18 protein-coding genes are annotated in these 16,269 nt (G+C 50.4%); 4 read left to right on the plus strand and 14 right to left on the minus strand.

Annotated features, from left to right (window positions below):
* Positions 1-13 precede the first annotated feature (13 nt).
* The 6 genes from SB24_RS07655 to SB24_RS07680 all read right to left on the minus strand — a co-directional run bounded on the left by SB24_RS07655 (position 14) and on the right by SB24_RS07680 (position 5,543).
* Positions 14-1,021 (minus strand): 5-oxoprolinase subunit C family protein, encoded by a 1,008-nt coding sequence (locus SB24_RS07655; RefSeq protein ID WP_095284651.1) that lies wholly within the window; start codon positions 1,019-1,021, stop codon positions 14-16.
* Positions 1,022-1,023: 2 nt separating this feature from the next.
* Complete coding sequence (pxpB, locus tag SB24_RS07660; protein ID WP_033575070.1) at positions 1,024-1,755, minus strand: 5-oxoprolinase subunit PxpB; 732 nt, start codon at positions 1,753-1,755, stop codon at positions 1,024-1,026.
* Positions 1,756-1,784: 29 nt separating this feature from the next.
* Positions 1,785-2,558: a putative hydro-lyase gene (locus tag SB24_RS07665; protein WP_228903616.1), complete on the minus strand. Its 774-nt coding sequence runs from the start codon at positions 2,556-2,558 to the stop codon at positions 1,785-1,787.
* A 25-nt stretch (positions 2,559-2,583) separates the two neighbouring features.
* Positions 2,584-3,798, minus strand: coding sequence for an NRAMP family divalent metal transporter (locus SB24_RS07670; protein WP_015416827.1), 1,215 nt, complete (start codon positions 3,796-3,798; stop codon positions 2,584-2,586).
* Between the two features lie 22 nt (positions 3,799-3,820).
* Positions 3,821-4,585, minus strand: coding sequence for a 5-oxoprolinase subunit PxpA (locus tag SB24_RS07675; RefSeq protein WP_007410294.1), 765 nt, complete (start codon positions 4,583-4,585; stop codon positions 3,821-3,823).
* 208 nt (positions 4,586-4,793) lie between these two features.
* Positions 4,794-5,543, minus strand: a complete 750-nt coding sequence (locus SB24_RS07680) for a Cof-type HAD-IIB family hydrolase (RefSeq protein WP_007410293.1) — start codon at positions 5,541-5,543, stop codon at positions 4,794-4,796.
* 127 nt (positions 5,544-5,670) lie between these two features.
* Between SB24_RS07680 and SB24_RS19975 the strand changes: the two genes are divergently transcribed.
* Positions 5,671-5,835: a hypothetical protein gene (locus tag SB24_RS19975; RefSeq protein ID WP_003156294.1), complete on the plus strand. Its 165-nt coding sequence runs from the start codon at positions 5,671-5,673 to the stop codon at positions 5,833-5,835.
* A 38-nt stretch (positions 5,836-5,873) separates the two neighbouring features.
* On the opposite strand, the gene SB24_RS07685 is transcribed toward SB24_RS19975, so the two are convergent.
* From SB24_RS07685 to SB24_RS07705, 5 genes are all read right to left on the minus strand, one after another.
* A complete protein-coding gene (locus SB24_RS07685; protein ID WP_033575072.1) occupies positions 5,874-6,269 on the minus strand; it encodes a 3-hydroxyacyl-ACP dehydratase FabZ family protein in 396 nt (131 codons plus the stop codon).
* A gap of 68 nt (positions 6,270-6,337) precedes the next feature.
* On the minus strand, positions 6,338-7,459 hold the full coding sequence (locus tag SB24_RS07690; RefSeq protein ID WP_015416824.1) for a mannitol-1-phosphate 5-dehydrogenase: 1,122 nt from the start codon (positions 7,457-7,459) through the stop codon (positions 6,338-6,340).
* Position 7,460: 1 nt separating this feature from the next.
* Positions 7,461-7,892, minus strand: a complete 432-nt coding sequence (locus SB24_RS07695; RefSeq protein WP_033575074.1) for a PTS mannitol transporter subunit IIA — start codon at positions 7,890-7,892, stop codon at positions 7,461-7,463.
* A gap of 25 nt (positions 7,893-7,917) precedes the next feature.
* Complete coding sequence (locus tag SB24_RS07700) at positions 7,918-9,357, minus strand: PTS mannitol transporter subunit IIBC (protein ID WP_099686870.1); 1,440 nt, start codon at positions 9,355-9,357, stop codon at positions 7,918-7,920.
* A gap of 177 nt (positions 9,358-9,534) precedes the next feature.
* Entirely contained in the window at positions 9,535-9,876 is a 342-nt protein-coding gene (locus SB24_RS07705) for a hypothetical protein (protein WP_003156306.1), read from the minus strand.
* Between the two features lie 176 nt (positions 9,877-10,052).
* Between SB24_RS07705 and SB24_RS07710 the strand changes: the two genes are divergently transcribed.
* The 3 genes from SB24_RS07710 to SB24_RS07720 are packed head-to-tail and all read left to right on the plus strand — an operon-like array spanning position 10,053 to position 12,910.
* Positions 10,053-10,625, plus strand: coding sequence for a DeoR family transcriptional regulator (locus SB24_RS07710; RefSeq protein WP_007609432.1), 573 nt, complete (start codon positions 10,053-10,055; stop codon positions 10,623-10,625).
* Positions 10,626-10,657: 32 nt separating this feature from the next.
* Positions 10,658-12,286 (plus strand): copper resistance CopC/CopD family protein, encoded by a 1,629-nt coding sequence (locus SB24_RS07715; protein WP_039252762.1) that lies wholly within the window; start codon positions 10,658-10,660, stop codon positions 12,284-12,286.
* Positions 12,287-12,298: 12 nt separating this feature from the next.
* A complete protein-coding gene (locus tag SB24_RS07720) occupies positions 12,299-12,910 on the plus strand; it encodes a YcnI family copper-binding membrane protein (RefSeq protein ID WP_039252765.1) in 612 nt (203 codons plus the stop codon).
* A 45-nt stretch (positions 12,911-12,955) separates the two neighbouring features.
* On the opposite strand, the gene gdh is transcribed toward SB24_RS07720, so the two are convergent.
* From gdh to gabD, 3 genes are all read right to left on the minus strand, one after another.
* A complete protein-coding gene (gene gdh, locus SB24_RS07725) occupies positions 12,956-13,741 on the minus strand; it encodes a glucose 1-dehydrogenase (protein ID WP_039252768.1) in 786 nt (261 codons plus the stop codon).
* A gap of 20 nt (positions 13,742-13,761) precedes the next feature.
* The gene (locus SB24_RS07730) at positions 13,762-14,625 is read right to left on the minus strand and encodes a RhaT/GlcU family sugar-proton symporter (RefSeq protein ID WP_003156317.1); all 864 of its coding nucleotides are present in this window, start codon (positions 14,623-14,625) and stop codon (positions 13,762-13,764) included.
* A gap of 154 nt (positions 14,626-14,779) precedes the next feature.
* Positions 14,780-16,168 carry a succinate-semialdehyde dehydrogenase gene (gene gabD / locus SB24_RS07735; RefSeq protein WP_007410282.1) on the minus strand — a complete coding sequence of 463 codons (1,389 nt, stop codon included), beginning with the start codon at positions 16,166-16,168 and terminating at the stop codon, positions 14,780-14,782.
* Positions 16,169-16,269: the final 101 nt, after the last annotated feature.

The following is a 16,269-nucleotide window of genomic DNA, read 5'->3' on the forward strand; positions in this document are numbered from 1 at the left end:
TTTAGCCCCTTTGTCAGATCAGCCATTCCATTTTGAGCCTTGCTTTCAGCTCCTTCAGCTGCTGTTCCTTCTCTAAAAGCAGCATTTCCGCTTCCTCCAGCGAAACGGCCCGGAACGTGATATGTTCCCCCGGCATCGTTTGGGCGACGAGAGGAAGATCGGCGGATATGATATGCGCCATCCGCGGATAGCCCCCCGTCGTCTGTCTGTCAGCCAGCAGAATAATCGGATTGCCGTCCGGCGGCACCTGCACCGTTCCGAACGTCACGGCCTCAGATACCATCTCCAGCGGCTCCCGCAATTCAAGCGGAGCGCCCTTCAGCCGGTAGCCCATTCGGTCGGATTGAGGCGTGACCATATATGACTCGTGATAAAAACGCAATTTTGCTTCTTCTGTAAAAGCGTGAAATTGAGCGCCTTCAAGCACTCGTATGACCGGATTTTTTTTCAGCGGCAGAAATCCTCTGCTGCTGACAGACCAATCAGGCGCTGAGAAACCATGCTGTCCGAAAGAATCGCTCAGACGGTACGCGATTGATTCCGAACATGGCGTCATACGGCCGAGCGGCAGCTCATCATCTTTTTGCAGCGCTCTTCCGCAAAAGCCGCCGATCCCCGCTCTGACATATGTGCTTTTGCTTTCCATGACGGCGGGCACGTCAAATCCCCCCGCGACGGCGAGATAAGCGCGGCTCCCCATCTTGCACGGCCCGAATGAGACGACGCTGTTTTCCTTTATCAAAACCGGTTTCCACAGAGGAGCGGGCTCCCCATTAATATGAAAGGCGAAATCAGCTCCCGTGACGGCAATAACCGCAGGTTCTGAAAATTCAAAGGAAGGCCCGGGCCCCATGAGCGTAATTTCCAGTCCCGCCTCTTTTTCTTGATTTCCGGTAAGAAGATTGGCGATGCGCAGTGAGATCGTATCCATTGCGCCGCTTCCCAGCACACCGTATTTCTGATATCCCGTCCGCCCCTTGTCCTGAACCGTCGTCAAGAGACCGGGCTTTACCACTTTCATACTCATTCGGCTCCCTCCTTGATGCGGCTGTACTCCTCTGCCGTGATCCGGACGAATTTCACCGTATCGCCCGCTCTCAATAGACTCGGCGGATGTTCTTCCGGCCTGAAAAGCCGGAGCGGGGTGCTGCCGATCAGCTGCCAGCCGCCGGGAGTGGATATCGGATACACACCGGTCTGCATTCCCGCGATTCCTACTGAACCGGCCGGGATGGACGGCCTTGGCGACGCCTTTCTCGGCGCTCTGATCCGCTCAGACATTCCTCCTAAAAACGGAAATCCCGGCGCAAATCCGAGCATATAAACGAGATATTCGCCTTCAGTATGAATGCGGATGACGTCTTCCGGGGTCAGATCGTTCATCTCAGCGACCTCTTCTAAATCGGGACCGAAATCACCGCCGTAGCAAACGGGGATTTCCATCACCCGGCGCTCTTCTTTGCGGCCGGTCATTATATGGCTGAGACGTTCTGTCACTTCTTTCTTGACCAGGGCAAAAGGAGAGACGCCTTTTTTTATGTTTGAGACGGCATACACATCATAAAAGATCGTTAAGCTTGTGAATGCCGGAATACATTCAACGAAGCCCGGAAACGGCCGTTCTTCCATACAGGCTGCCGCCGCATGCACCCGGCCGTTGACCTCTTCGCTGATGTGCCCGCCAAAGCGGATGATAACGGCGGAATCACCGTACGGCTGTATATCAAGCGCTGTATTTCCGCTATACTGCATCATTGTCATCACCTCGTTGTATTCTTTCTCACTTACAGGACAGCAAGCGATTCATTTCGTATATCGGTGATCAGCATGTGCCCCGGTGAATGTGTTATTACGATGTCAGGCTTTGCTTCCATGATCACCGCCTGGGGCGTAACGCCGCAAGCCCAGAATACGGGAACTTCACCTTCCCGCACCGTTACGGCATCTCCGAAATCCGGCTGATGCAAATCGCTGATACCGATGCTTTGCGGATTTCCGATGCGGACGGGGGCGCCGTGCACGGCGGGAAAACGTGACGTGACCTGCGCCGCGCGGACTGCAAGCCTTTCCGGAATCGGTCTCATGCTGACGACCATCTTTCCAGAAAACGGGCCGGCGGGAACACAGTCAATGTCTGTTTTATACATGGGGACATTCACACCCTCATCGATGTGCCTGATTGGAATGTGCTGATTAATAAGGGCTTGCTCGAATGAAAAACTGCAGCCGATTAAAAACCCGACATCATCATCCTTCCAATACGGCGTAATATCCGTTACCTCTTCAGTAAGCACGCCATGCCGATAAATCCTGTATTTCGGAAAGTCCGTCCGGATATCAGCTCCCGGCGCAGCTATTGCCGGAACGGGTGAACCCGCATCCGTCACATCAAGCACCGGACAAGGCTTTTGATTGCGCTGGCAGAATAAGAGAAAATCAAAGGCAAGATCCTTTTGCAAAACGACGAGATTGGCTTGTGCGTAAAAAGCGGCCATCCCCGCCGTCGGCCCGGTCATCTGCCCTTTCCTGATCAGCTGTCTGACTTCTTCGGGACTCATATCACTCATATGTTTTTTCATATCATCAGCTCCATAGCTGCGGCATTTGCGTGAATAATGTATAGATGCCCATAACCGCCATGACAACCACTACGATCGCCCCTGCAATCGTGAGCCAGATCGGATGCTTGTAATCGCCGACGATTTTTTTCTTATAAGCGCCCAACAGTATCATCGCTAATGCAAGCGGCAGAATTAAGCCGTTAAGCGAACCGACCGCGACCAGAATTTTGGCAGGCTGGCCGATCGTGACAAAAATAAGAGTGGATACGATGATAAAACCGATAATGACGCCATGTGAGTGCTTTTCGATTTTTGTTGAAAATGATTTGAAAAATGACACCGATGTATAGGCGGCGCCGATGACAGACGTGATAGCGGCAGACCACATGATGACGCCGAAAATTTTATAGCCTACATTTCCCGCCGCAAGCCGGAATACAGAAGCCGCCGGATTTTCAGGATCAATGCTCAGGCCCTTTGAGACGACGCCGAGCACGGCGAGAAACAGGGCAATCCGCATAATCGATGTAATCAGAACGCCTGTGATGGAGCTTTTCGTAACCTGAGGGAGGACTTCCTTCCCTTGGATGCCTGAATCAAGCAAACGGTGGCCGCCGGCAAATGTAATGTATCCGCCGACCGTGCCGCCGACAAGCGTCACGATCGCCAGCACACTGATATGATCAGGCATAAAAGTTTTCACAACGGCGTGTCCGACCGGCGGAGCCGTCGTTACGGCAACATACACTGTCAATACGATCATGACGATTCCGGCGATCTGCATAAAACGGTCCATGACTTTTCCGGCTTCCTTTATGACAAAAATCAGCACCGCGACCGCTGCGCTGATTAAAGCGCCGATCTCCGGTTTGATCCCGAATAATACTTGAAGACCGAGACCCGCGCCGCCGATGTTTCCGATATTAAACGCAAGTCCGCCGAGCACGACCAGAAAAGCAATGGCATAACCGGCGCCCGGAAGCACCATATTGGCAATCTCTTGGCCGCGCTTTCCGGAAACCGCGATAATCCGCCATACATTGGTTTGCGCGAAAATGTCCAAAATAATAGAAATTAAAATGATAAAGCCGAAGCTTGCCGCCAATGTATTGGTAAACGTGGCCGTTTGCGTCAGAAAGCCGGGCCCGATTGATGATGTCGCCATCAAAAATGTCGCGCCTAAAAGAAGCGACCATTTGCCGGAAGCCTTTCCGGCTGTTTTTTTCTTTTGCTCCATGCTGTCTTCCTCCCTCTGCTGCTCAGTCTTTTGAAAGCGCGCTGATTTGAATGTCTGCCGCTTTTAATTCTTTTTTGATTGTTTTTGCGAATGTGAGGGCGTGGGCTCCGTCTCCGTGAATGCAGACCGTGTCCGCTTTCAGGCTTACAGCTTGTCCCTTACGTGATGTCACCGTGCTGTCTTTCACCATTTGAATCACTTGACCGACCGCTTTTTTGTCATCCTGAATCAGCGCATCCGGCTCTGAACGCGGCGTCAGCGTGCCGTCTTCCTGATAGGTGCGGTCCGCAAACACTTCGCTTGCCGTCCTCAGTCCGATTCGATCTCCCGCTTTAATCAGCTCGCTTCCGGAAAGCCCGAAAAGAATAAGCCCGGGATCAAAATGACAGACCGCCTGAGCGATGGCTTCAGACAGGCCGGGATTGACGGCGGCCATATTATATAAAGCGCCGTGCGGCTTCACATGCTGCATCTCGACACCTTCTGCTTTTAAAAACCCTGACAGCGCGCCGATTTGGTACAGCGTCAGATCATACGCTTCCTCGGGTGTAATCGCGATCTGCCGCCGCCCGAATCCCTGCAGATCGAACAGCCCGGGATGAGCGCCGATTTTCACGCCTTTTTCCGCCGCAAGCGCAACCGTTTTGCGCATCACGCTGGGATCACCCGCATGAAAGCCGCAGGCGATGTTTGCAGATGTCACATAATCCAAAATCTCTTCATCCAGCCCGATTTTATAAGCACCGAAACTCTCTCCTAAATCACAATTGATGTCAATCTGAAACATAAGATCCCTCCTGTATTGTAAACGTTTTATATGATTATCATTCCGCTATTCGGAATGACTATTCCGAATTGTTGGATTTCTCTTCATTATATTTATTTCTGACAGGTTTGAACATCCTTTTGTCAGAAAACCTACCATGGACCTAGTCACAAATCTGACAAAACAAAAAAAAAAGAGAGTCTCATACTGAGACTCTCTCTTTTTTCTATTATAACACCCAGTGGCGGATCGCTTTGGCGACCCCGTTTTCCGTGTTGACATCAGTCACCCAGTCAGCTGTTTCTTTCACAATGTCCTGCGCATTCCCCATGGCGACGCCGACACCCGCTTTTTCAATCATGGCAATGTCATTCAGACTGTCACCCATGGCCATCACATTTTCCATCGTGAAGCCGAGTTTTTCCGATACCTTCGCCAGCGCAGCCGCTTTGTTGATACCGAGGGCATTGACTTCGATGTTGATCGGACTGGAGTTTGTGATCTCGAGCTCCTTGTATTCCTTGAGCTCTTTCAGCACCTCATTCCGCACTTCGTCATCCTCGATTTCAAATCCGAACTTGAGCCACTGATGATCCGTAATCGTTTCCGGGAATTCCCCTCTCCACACTCTATCGACGGTAGAGGCCCAGAAATTCGTGTTGTGCTTATTCCTCAGATCCCATAATTTTTGAATATGATCGGTATGAAGAAGCTTGCGCTCAACCAGCTCAAAGTCGGAATCCCAGATTTCGCTGCCGTTTGCCGTGATTAAAAAGGATGACAGCTCGAGAGACTCAGCCAGTTCGCGGCAGGTCATCAGCGTGCGTCCTGTGCTGATGACGACGTGAATTCCTTTCGCCTCCGCTTCCTTGATCGCCCGCCGGTTTTCCTCCGGGATGAGCTGCTCGTCATTGAGCAGGGTTCCGTCCATATCAATCGCGATCAGTTTAATATCTGCGTCTTCTCTTTGTATCGGCATATATGTACCTCACTTTTTATAATGTAGTCGTCTCTATTTTAATACATATGACCCACAGGAACAAAAAACCGCTTCATGCGTTTGGCGGAGAGAACGTTGAGGAAAAGAAATATTGAGGTGATGGAGGATGAAAGAAAGAAAACAAAAGAACAAACCGAATGAAAATCCTGAACATCATGATTTAACCGATCCGATTCCGCTGGAAGAGCTGAAGGAAAACGCCAATGACGAAAAACACAAACATGACCAAAGGGACAATTCACAAAGTGAAAGAGATTATGATACAAAATAACAGGCTTGTCCGAAAGCCGCCGCTGGAGGCGGCTTTTTTTACGATGGCTGGATATATATGCTGAGCTCAGCTTCCGCCACAGGCTTCCCGGCAACAGACGCTTTCGCCCGGCCGAACACAAAACCGCGTCTGATTCTCGTGACCTCAAAAAAAAGATCCAGACGGTCTCCCGGCAAAGCGGCACCTAACCTTTCCGCTTTCTTCACCGCGGATAAGAGACCGAGGCCGTCACCGCCGGTAATTCCCGCGCAAGCCGCCGTTTGGGCCATTGCTTCAACGACGAGCGAAAATGGCATCTCTCTTTGGGATTCAGTTATAAACCAGTCATTTTCACTGATGTTTTTGTAAGCAGCCGCCCATTTTCCGGCTTCACTGTTCGTCGTGCCGTCAATCAAAAGAAACGGAAAACGATGGGGCAATAGCTTCTGATTCATCACGCAGCCTCCCTTCTCTCTCATTATAACGCAAGAAAAAACCCGCGTCCCCCGACGCGGGTTCATTTTTATTGATTGAGCTTTTTGAGCACGATGCCGTGCAGCGGTTCATGCGGCTGAATACCGCAAATGTCTTGAAGAACGCCGCTCGTGCCTTTTTCCGCGATAAGCTTTTGCAGCTCAACCGCTTCCGGATCATCCTGATAGTCAAAGCGCAGGGCGGCGGCGATGCCTTCTGCCAGCGCGTTCGGTTCTTTTATTTTTTTGGCCGGCCCTACTAATCTGTCATTCGCTCCGAGTTTTCTGAGCGGTGATCTGGCGACTCTTGTCACATCATCCGTGATGTATTCATTTTCAAAGCGGCCGATGATTTTCTTCATGTACTGCTCGTGTTCGGCTTGCTTAAAGCCGTACGCTTTCACTAAGTACTCGCCCGTTTCTGAAAGTGCATCGTACACGACACGCCGGATTTCCGGATGGCCGATGGCCTCTTTGACGGTTTTTAATCCGCGCTGATAGCCGACGTACGCCGTAACGGCATGACCGGTATTGACGGTAAACAGCTTTCTCTCGATGAAAGGCGTAAGATCATCCGTAAACAACGCACCTTCCAGTACCGGCTGGCCGCCGGCAAAGCCGGTTCTGTCTATGACCCATTCAAAAAACGGTTCTACGGATACTTTCAGCGGATCTTCATGGTGCTGAATCGGCACGATCCGATCCACCGCAGAATCCGGGAAGCCGACCGTCCGGTTCACGAGTTCCCGTTCCGCTTCCGTCAAATGTCCGAAAACTTCTTTTTTCAGAAAACTGCTGCCGCCGATCATATTTTCACAGGCAATGATATTGAGAGGTTCAGAGGACGTTCTGCGCTTCAGCCCTTCCGCGATGGACGGGGCGATGAGTCTGAGAACGTTCGGGCCCACCGCCGTCGTAATGATCGCCGCTTCATTGATCAGCCTGTACAGCTCTTGTTCTTGCACCGCGCTGTTGATGGCTGAAACGGGGCCGATGATTTCGGTCTGCCGGCCGCCGTCGGCAAGCTCCACGGTATATTCCTTCTTTTCATTGAGAAGGCTGACCATTGTTTCATTCACATCAGCGAAAACTACCTCATAGCCGGAATGATGGAGCAGGGCGCCGATAAAGCCCCGCCCGATGTTTCCCGCTCCGAAATGAAGGGCAATCATGTCAGTTCACCTCGCTGAAAATAGCGGCCAGTTCTTCTTCCGTCTTTGCACTGATCAGCCGTTCAATGTTTTCTTCCTCTGAGCAGATGATGGCGATGTTTGACAGGATGTCTAAGTGTTCATTGTTTTTTCCGGCGATACCGAAAACGACCTTTGCCGTATTGCCTTCACCGTATTCTACACCGCCCGGAATCTGGATGACGGAAATGCCTGAATGAAGCACCTCATCCTTCGCATCTTCCGTGCCGTGCGGGATCGCGATGAAATTCCCCATAAACGTCGATGATGTTTCTTCACGTTCGAACATTTTTTCCACATAGCCGTTCTTCACGTAGCCGTTATCAATCAATGTCTGTCCCGCGAGGCGGATGGCATCCTCTTTTGAGTTCACCGTCTGGTTCAGTTTGATGTTCGCTTTAGCCAATACTTCCATGATGAAAATCCCTCTTTCTGTTTGATTAGTTTTTAAGCTTTTCAATCAGTTCATCGTATTTCGGGCTGTTCAAGAAATTATCAACCGAAATGTGCACCGCCTGCGGCAGCTTCGCTTTCGCGCGGTCAGTCAGGTCCTTATGCGTAATGACGATATCCGCGTCATTCGGCAGATTATTGATCGACGTATTTGTCACATCAATATCCAGGTCTGCTTTTTTCACTTTATTTCTTAAAATGGAGGCGCCCATTGCGCTCGATCCCATACCCGCGTCACACGCGAAGATAATGCGGCTGACTTGGTCGGCGGAAATATCAGCGGCGCTGTTTTCCGGCTCTTCCTCTTTGTCCGCCAACGCGGCCGCCGCTTCACTTTTCCTGCCTTTCATTTCCTGCATTTTTTCCGCCGCGGCTGTCAAATCTTCTTCGCCCGCTTTAGACGATTTCAGAATAAGCGCCGAGACGATAAACGATACGGCCGCGGCAACGATGACGCCCGCCAGCACGCCGAGGTAGCTTCCTTTCGGCGTCAGCGCTAAAATGGCGATGATGCTTCCCGGAGATGATGCGGCGACAAGACCCGCGTTAAAGATCGAGAATGTAAGCAGTCCGCTCGCTCCCCCGGCGATCGCCGCGAGGATCAGCATCGGTTTCATTAAAATGTAAGGGAAATAGATTTCATGAATCCCCCCGAAGAAATGAATGATGGCCGCTCCCGGAGCCGTCGATCTTGAAGAGCCTGTCCCAAAGAACATATATGCCAGTAAAATACCGAGTCCCGGTCCGGGGTTCGCTTCCACTAAGAACAGAATGGATTTACCCGCTTTGGCGGCCTGCTCGATTCCGATCGGACTTAAAATGCCGTGGTTGATCGCGTTATTCAGGAACAGGACTTTCGCCGGTTCTACGAAAACGCTTGCAATCGGCAGCAAATTCGCGTGGACAATGACTTCCACACCCGCCGCCAGCAATTTGTTAAGAGACAGGACGACCGGGCCGATCGCATAAAACGCGATAATCGTGAGCACAGCTCCGATAATTCCCGCCGTGAAGTTGTTGATCAGCATTTCAAAACCCTGTCTGACTTTATCTTTAAATACACGGTCTAATTGTTTAATGAGATAACCGCCCAAAGGCCCCATAATCATTGCCCCTAAGAACATCGGAATGTCCGCTCCGACAATGACTCCGATGGCCGCCGTCGCTCCGACGACTCCCCCGCGGTGATCGTAAATCATTTTTCCGCCCGTATATGCGATTAAAAGCGGCAGAAGATACGTAATCATCGGGGTTACCAATGTATTCAGCTGCGGATTCGGAAACCATCCCGCTGGAATAAACAGCGCGGTGATAATTCCCCATGCGATAAAAGCGCCGATATTCGGCATGATCATACCGCTTAAATAACTGCCGAACCGCTGTATCTTCACTTTCATGCCAGCTTGCTGTTCTTGCTGCATGTTCATTCCCTCCCTGTTTGCTTGCCTTCAGATGAAAATAAATAAGACACGGGGTTTCTCTCTCTCCCCTGTGTCTTCATCATAAAACGCTTACAATTCTCATTCAATGAAAAGTAAAGAGGAGTTTGGCACAGAGACTGTGACAACTCCTTAACAAAAAAAAGACACCTCATCAAAGGTGTCTTACCGCTTTCTGTATATAATGTGTCCTTTTGTGACAACGAGTTTGGCAATGAGCCGCTCACTGACAATAAACACCGGATACGCACATACGAGCGCGAAAATGGCGGCCGGCACATACCGCGCTGCCGGAAACATCGGCATGACGGCGGTTCTGGCCATCTGCACAAGATAAATCAAAAGCACCGTGATCGCAATGGCCGCAGCCATAATCGGAGCTGATACTTTATATTCACGCAATTTCACATGGCAATGCCCGCACTGAAACTGGCACGGGATCATGGATGATCTGACCATGTCGCCTGTAATCGGCTTGCCGCAGTTCGGGCAGGTCGTTTCTTTCATGTTTATTCCTCCATTCAACTCTTCTATTATAACAGAGTCTGACTACGTCTTTTACATTTGTGATTGTTCAACATTTTTTCACATATTTTATCATCAGGCTCTTGTGTGCATTTGTGAAAACATCTACTCTTAGAGGGAGGTTCATCACTCATTCGCATAAAAAGGAGGATGCAGAATTGCTTCCGATTCACAGACAGCAAACCTTGCTTGAATGGCTGAAAGAAGAGGGCGCGCTGAAAATCTCTGACATAAGCGAGAGATTCGGCGTCTCCGAGATGACCGTGTACAGAGACGTCAATCAGCTGGCGGATGCAAACCGGATTATCCGGACACCCGGCGGCATTACGCTCCCTCCCGCTTCAGAACGAAGCGCCAATCAATGCGGCTATTGCCTGCGGCCGATTCAGCATTCGTATTCTGTTCAGCTTATTACCGTTTCACAAGCCGTTGAGCAGATGTGCTGCATTCATTGCGCGATTTTGCGGTATGAGGATAAAAAGGAAGAAGTGTCCCACGTCATTTGTAAAGATTTTCTTCTCCAGACGACGCTGACGGCCGCTTCCGCATACTTTTTAGTCCATGCCGATATTGACCTTCACTGCTGCCGGCCTCAGGCGATTCCCTTCTCAACACTTGATTACGCAGAACGGTTTCAAAAAGGATTCGGCGGGGTCATTTGCACCTTTGACGAGGCGGCGGATATCATCTTACACGACAGGCAGAAGGGATGCACCTGCAGCAAGACATAACAACAACCAACCGGAAGGCGGTGTCATCATCCATGAGACAGAACAAACGCTGGCTCATCTTTTTGCTGTTCCTTGTTTTGATTCCGAAAACAAGCTTCGCCCACGCCTACATCACAAACTCAAATCCGGGTGAGAACAGCGAATTAAAACAAGCGTCGAAGCAGATTGAAATTGAGTTTAATGAACAGATTGAAGAAGGATTCCACTCCATTAAGGTCTATAATTCATCCGGCGAACGGGTCGATGCGGGCAAAACGGTGATTCAAAAAAATGATGCCCGCATCATGACCGCGGCATTGAAAAAAAATCTGCCGCATGATATTTACAGAGCAGAATGGAACGCGGTATCGGCCGACGGACATCCGGTATCCGGCGTCATCCCTTTCAGTATCGGAAAAGCCGGCGGAGAACTTCAGGAGCAGACATCATCGCAAGCGGCGCTTCATCCCGAAGCGGCCATCGGCCGCGGTATTTTGTACATCGCTCTCTCCCTGTTTATCGGCACGGCTTTTTTCCATCTGTTTTGGTACAGAAATAATAAAGATTCATCAAAAGCAAAACGAACTGTAAAGCTGCTCGTGATTTCTTTATGTGTAACGGGGCTCGCGCTTATCTGCCAGCTCCCGATCCAGACGAAAGAAAACGCGGGCGGCGCTTGGAGCGCCGCGTTCCAGCCTGACTATGTAAAAGAAACGCTTCTGAAAACGGCAGGCGGGTATGTCTGGATGATCCAGATCAGCTTATTTATCCTGCTCGCCCTGTCCATGATCCCGCTGTTGAAGAAGAAAGCATTCCGGTCATTTGCGTACTGGACGGCGCCGCTGTTGTTCTTCTTCGCTTCGCTTTTGGCAAAAGCATTCGCAGGGCATGCGGCGGTTATCGACGAAAAAGCGGTCGGCATCGCGATGGACTTTCTCCATTTATCGGCCGCGTCTGTATGGATGGGCGGTATCGCCGCGCTTGTGCTGCTTCTTTCATCAGAGTGGAGAAAACCCGATAAAACCATCGCTTGGGAAACGGTCAGACGGTTTTCTCCTTGGGCGTTCGCCTCTGTCGGTGTGCTGTTATTTTCAGGTGTGCTGAACGGATTTTTCATTATCCGCACGTTTGATTCACTCTTTCACACCGCTTACGGTAAGACGCTCCTTTTGAAAATCGGACTGTTTGTCATCATGCTTGTGCTCGGCGCCGTTCACGTATGGATGACGAAGTTCAGCAGAAAAAGGAGCATCAGCGCAACGATAAAGGCCGAATGGGCACTAGGCATTGCGGTGTTATTTACAACCGCCGTCTTCACAAGCCTGCCCAGCCCGCCGCCGCCTGCGCCATTGCCTTTTAACGGCTCAGAAACGATCGGAAACGGGGAAACCCTGTCCTTGCACATTACGCCGAACCAGCCGGGTAAAAATGAATTTCAAGTCATTGTCACCGATCACAACGGCAGCTTGGTAAAAGACATTCAGCAATTTACGGTCACTGTTTACCAGACGGGCTTCAGCGGCAAACAGCATGAAAGCACCTTTGATTTGAAGAAGACGAAGGAAGGCACATTCGAAGCCGCCAACCTGTCCATCACCGAAAAGGGAAACTGGAAGATCAAAGTCCACGGGCTGACAAACGATTTTAATGAAATCAACCAAATATTCTCAACGACAAACTAAGGAGTGTATCTCATGTTGAAAAAAAAGGCTTTATTATTCATATCCGCCGTGACCCTGTCACTCGTCGGTTTTACGGCGGCAGCAAGCGCCCACGTCTCAGTCAAACCGGCGGAATCCGCGGCCGGTTCTTGGGAAACGTACACGATGAAAGTGCCTGTGGAAAAGAATGAGCCGACAACGAAAGTCGTGCTGAAAATGCCCGCCGGCGTTGAATTTCAGCAGTATCAGCCAATTCCGGGCTGGAAAACATCCGTATCCAAACATGCTGACAAAGCGGTCTCCGTCACTTGGGAAGCAAAGGACGGCGGCATTCAGCCCGGCCAATTCCAGCAGTTCACGTTCGTTGCGAAAAATCCTGAAAAGAGCGGAGATGCCGCTTGGGACGCTTATCAATATTACAAAGACGGCAGCATTGTAGAATGGACGGGTGATGAGAAAGCCGACACGCCTCACTCGATTACGAAAATCACGAAATCGGCCAGCGTGACGGATGCGCACGGAGCTGAACAGTCAAACGAAGAAAGCAAATCCGGCGTATCAGCGCTTGATATTGCAGCCATCGTTCTGTCAGCTGCGGCGATTATCCTTTCCATCGCGGCGCTTGTAAAGAAAAAACGCGCGTAAGCAAAAAGCGATCCGGCTCTAAAGAGCCTGCGATCGCTTTTTTTCTTATCCGCGGCCTGCCTGGAATGACGGATATTTAGTCATTCCCCCGTCAGCAAACAGCGTAATGCCGGTTACGTAGCTTGATTCCTTTGAAGCAAGCCAGACGGCGACAGCCGCGATTTCTTCCGGCTCACCGATATATCCCATCGGAATCATGCTTTCCACATCTTTTTTCTGAACGGGATCCGCAAATTTTTCCGCGTTGATCGGCGTATTGATGGCTCCCGGCCCGATGTTGTTGACACGGATGCGCTTCGGCGCGTACTCAAGCGCCAGCGTTTCCGTCATCAATTTGATGCCGCCTTTACTCGCCGCGTAGTGAACAAACAGAGGCCATGGAATCATTTCATGTACGCTTGACATGTTAATGACGTTTCCTTGAATATCATTCTCTACGTAATATTTAATGGCTTCGCGGCTTCCTAAGAAAGCGCCGGTCAGATTGGTATTGATGACTTTGTTCCAGTCTTTGAGCGGCATTTCATGCGACTGAACCGGATTTTCCATACCGGCGTTATTGATCATGACATCCAATGTGCCGAATTCCTTCACCGCGGTCTGCACGATGTTTTTGACATCTTCTTCTTTTGTGACGTCGCCTCGAATGATGACCGCTTCGCCTCCCGCTTTTTGAATCTCTTCTTTAACGGTTTGGGCGTCTTTTTCATTACTATAGTAGTTAACCACGACTTTCGCCTGCTCCTGTCCGAAGCGGATCGCCATCGCTTTTCCTAATCCTGATGAAGCTCCCGTAATGGCAACGACTTTTCCTTTTAAATCCGTGTACATGTTCAAACCTCCTGCATTTGTTATGAATTTGATTTCGCAACGCCTAAGAATACCGCGGCCACAATGATCAGGATAATCCCGATGGCAATGGCGACCAGCTGACGCTTCGTTTTGCTCTCACGGAGAATGAAGATTCCGCCGAGCGTGCTGATGACGATCCCCATTTGAGAGAGGGAAAAACTTGTCGCGACTCCGACGCGCGGCTGTGAGATGAACAGAAACATATTCCCGAGCGCCCAGATGATTCCCGGCAGAATGTTCTTGAGGGCGTACTTATTAAACGGTTTATGCTTGTACGTCAGGAGCAGCCCGCCGATGACCATCCCGATCGCCTGCGGCAGAAGCGCTGACCATCCGGATACGCCGAACAGCCGGGCCACAACGACATAGACCAAATAACCGAGCGTGGAGATCAGCAGGATGACAATGCCTTTTTTTAAGTTTCCCGGTTCTCCGTCCGCCCGCCCCTTTTTATCTTCTAAAGATGTGAGCACAATCCCGATGATGATAAAAATAAGGGCGAGAATACCCAGCGTAATCGCGATCGGGGTTGACCATTCTTTGAATACGATCACACCGAACAAAGAAGTCGAGACGAGCTGCATTCCCGTTGATATCGGCATCGTTTTTGAAACGCCCATCAGCTGTATGCTTTTAAGCTGATTGCTTTGGCCGAGCGACCAAAACAGCCCCGAGATGATGCCGACAATAAAAATGCGCCCAGACAGCACCGGGTGGACAAACAGATACAACACAAACGAAACGATGAGCGCCCCGATTGTCGTTCCCAGCGTCTGGCTGTAAGGCCCGCCGCCTAATTTGACGTTAAATAACACGATGCTCCCCCAAAATAAAGCCGGGAGAAGAGCCAGTAATATATCCATGATGGCGACCTTCTTTCAATCGTATTTGCTGTTATTTTGTCTGGAATCGAACCGATTATTCCCGCAAGATCAAAAAAGCCTGCCGGCGATATTCACCGGCAGACTGCTCAATAAAAACAGCCCCGCTTAGAAGCGGGGCTTACTTTTCGGCTGATTAAAGTCCGATAGACATGTATTTGGTTTCCAGGTACGGCTCAATGCCTTCCGTACCGCCTTCACGGCCGATGCCGCTTTCTTTCATTCCTCCGAACGGCGCTTGAACCGCGGACGGACCGCCGTCATTCCAGCCGATGATGCCGTATTCAAGCTGTTCAGAAATATAAATGCCGCGGCGGTAGTTTTCTGTGAAGAAATAAGCCGCAAGCCCGAACGGCGTATCGTTCGCAAGCTTGATCGCTTCATCAATATCTGAGAACGTAACAATCGGCGCAACCGGACCGAATGTTTCTTCGTGCATGATGTTCATGGATGTGTCTACGTTTGACAGCACGGTCGGTGTCACGAAATAGCAGCCTTTTTCATCGTTTTGGTCATACGTTCCGCCCGTCAGCACTTTTGCGCCTTTTTCCACGGCGTCATTAATTTGGCCGACGATTTTATCGAAGCCTTTTTTGTTGATGACAGGGCCGACGTTTACGCCTTTTTCAAGACCGTTTCCGACTTTGAGTTTCGCAGCTTCTTCACTCAGTTTTTTCGCAAACTCGTCTTTTACGGATTCGTGTACGATCAGCCGGTTCGCACAGACGCAGGTTTGGCCGGCATTTCTGAATTTAGAGGCCATTGTTTGGGCTACCGCCAGATCAAGATCAGCGTCTTCATCCACGATCAGCGGCGCATGTCCGCCAAGCTCCATTGACATATGTTTTACGGTGTCGGCGCTGTTTTTCATCAGGATTTTGCCGACAGGCGTTGAGCCGGTAAAGGTAATTTTGCGGATTTTCGGGCTGCTGGTGAAGACGTTTCCGATTTCGGCTCCGTCACCGATCACCACTTGCAGCACGTCCTTCGGAATTCCCGCTTCATATGCGAGACGCGCAAGGGCGTAAGCGGAAAGCGGCGTATCCTCCGCCGGTTTGATGATGAACGTACAGCCTGCCGCCAAAGCGGGCGCGGCTTTTCTTGTAATCATCGCATTCGGGAAATTCCACGGCGTGATCGCGGCTACCGGGCCGACCGCCTGACGGGTGACGACAATCCGTTTGCCCGTTGTCGGCGCAGGTACTGTTCTGCCGTAAATCCGTTTTGCTTCTTCGGCGAACCATTCAATATAGCCGGCGCCGTATAAAACTTCTCCGACCGCTTCTTCGTACGGTTTGCCGTTTTCTTTCGTAATTAATTCCGCAAGTTCTTCTTTATTTTCAACAATCAGCTCATACCATTTTCTCAGCAGTGAGGCACGTTCTCCCGCTGATGTTTTGGACCATGATTGAAACGCTTGATGTGAACGTTCAATCGCTTTTTCAACATCTTCGGCCGTCTGCTGGGGGATGCTTTCGATCGCCTCTCCCGTTGCCGGGTTGTACACTGTTAATTGTTCTGGCATATTGAACATTCCTTTCTCTGCTATAGTAAAGCCATTGAATGCTAGTTGATGTATCTCACACTTTCATGATAGCAGACACATCCGCCGGCATTCCAATAATT

It is taken from the genome of Bacillus sp. Pc3, from assembly GCF_000815145.1.
GTDB classification, from domain to species: Bacteria; Bacillota; Bacilli; order Bacillales; family Bacillaceae; genus Bacillus; species Bacillus velezensis.

Coding starts and splice junctions, on each gene's coding strand:
- gdh (WP_039252768.1), bottom strand. CDS start 13,741: ATGTACACGGATTTAAAAGGAAAAGTCGTTGCCATTACGGGAGCTTCA.
- SB24_RS07730 (WP_003156317.1), bottom strand. CDS start 14,625: ATGGATATATTACTGGCTCTTCTCCCGGCTTTATTTTGGGGGAGCATC.
- gabD (WP_007410282.1), bottom strand. CDS start 16,168: ATGCCAGAACAATTAACAGTGTACAACCCGGCAACGGGAGAGGCGATC.
- SB24_RS19975 (WP_003156294.1), top strand. CDS start 5,671: ATGAAAGAAAGAAAACAAAAGAACAAACCGAATGAAAATCCTGAACAT.
- SB24_RS07695 (WP_033575074.1), bottom strand. CDS start 7,892: ATGGAAGTATTGGCTAAAGCGAACATCAAACTGAACCAGACGGTGAAC.
- SB24_RS07690 (WP_015416824.1), bottom strand. CDS start 7,459: ATGATTGCCCTTCATTTCGGAGCGGGAAACATCGGGCGGGGCTTTATC.
- SB24_RS07720 (WP_039252765.1), top strand. CDS start 12,299: ATGTTGAAAAAAAAGGCTTTATTATTCATATCCGCCGTGACCCTGTCA.
- SB24_RS07670 (WP_015416827.1), bottom strand. CDS start 3,798: ATGGAGCAAAAGAAAAAAACAGCCGGAAAGGCTTCCGGCAAATGGTCG.
- SB24_RS07665 (WP_228903616.1), bottom strand. CDS start 2,558: ATGAGTCCCGAAGAAGTCAGACAGCTGATCAGGAAAGGGCAGATGACC.
- SB24_RS07705 (WP_003156306.1), bottom strand. CDS start 9,876: ATGAAAGAAACGACCTGCCCGAACTGCGGCAAGCCGATTACAGGCGAC.
- SB24_RS07685 (WP_033575072.1), bottom strand. CDS start 6,269: ATGAATCAGAAGCTATTGCCCCATCGTTTTCCGTTTCTTTTGATTGAC.
- SB24_RS07700 (WP_099686870.1), bottom strand. CDS start 9,357: ATGAACATGCAGCAAGAACAGCAAGCTGGCATGAAAGTGAAGATACAG.
- pxpB (WP_033575070.1), bottom strand. CDS start 1,755: ATGATGCAGTATAGCGGAAATACAGCGCTTGATATACAGCCGTACGGT.
- SB24_RS07680 (WP_007410293.1), bottom strand. CDS start 5,543: ATGCCGATACAAAGAGAAGACGCAGATATTAAACTGATCGCGATTGAT.
- SB24_RS07675 (WP_007410294.1), bottom strand. CDS start 4,585: ATGTTTCAGATTGACATCAATTGTGATTTAGGAGAGAGTTTCGGTGCT.
- SB24_RS07715 (WP_039252762.1), top strand. CDS start 10,658: ATGAGACAGAACAAACGCTGGCTCATCTTTTTGCTGTTCCTTGTTTTG.
- SB24_RS07655 (WP_095284651.1), bottom strand. CDS start 1,021: ATGAAAGTGGTAAAGCCCGGTCTCTTGACGACGGTTCAGGACAAGGGG.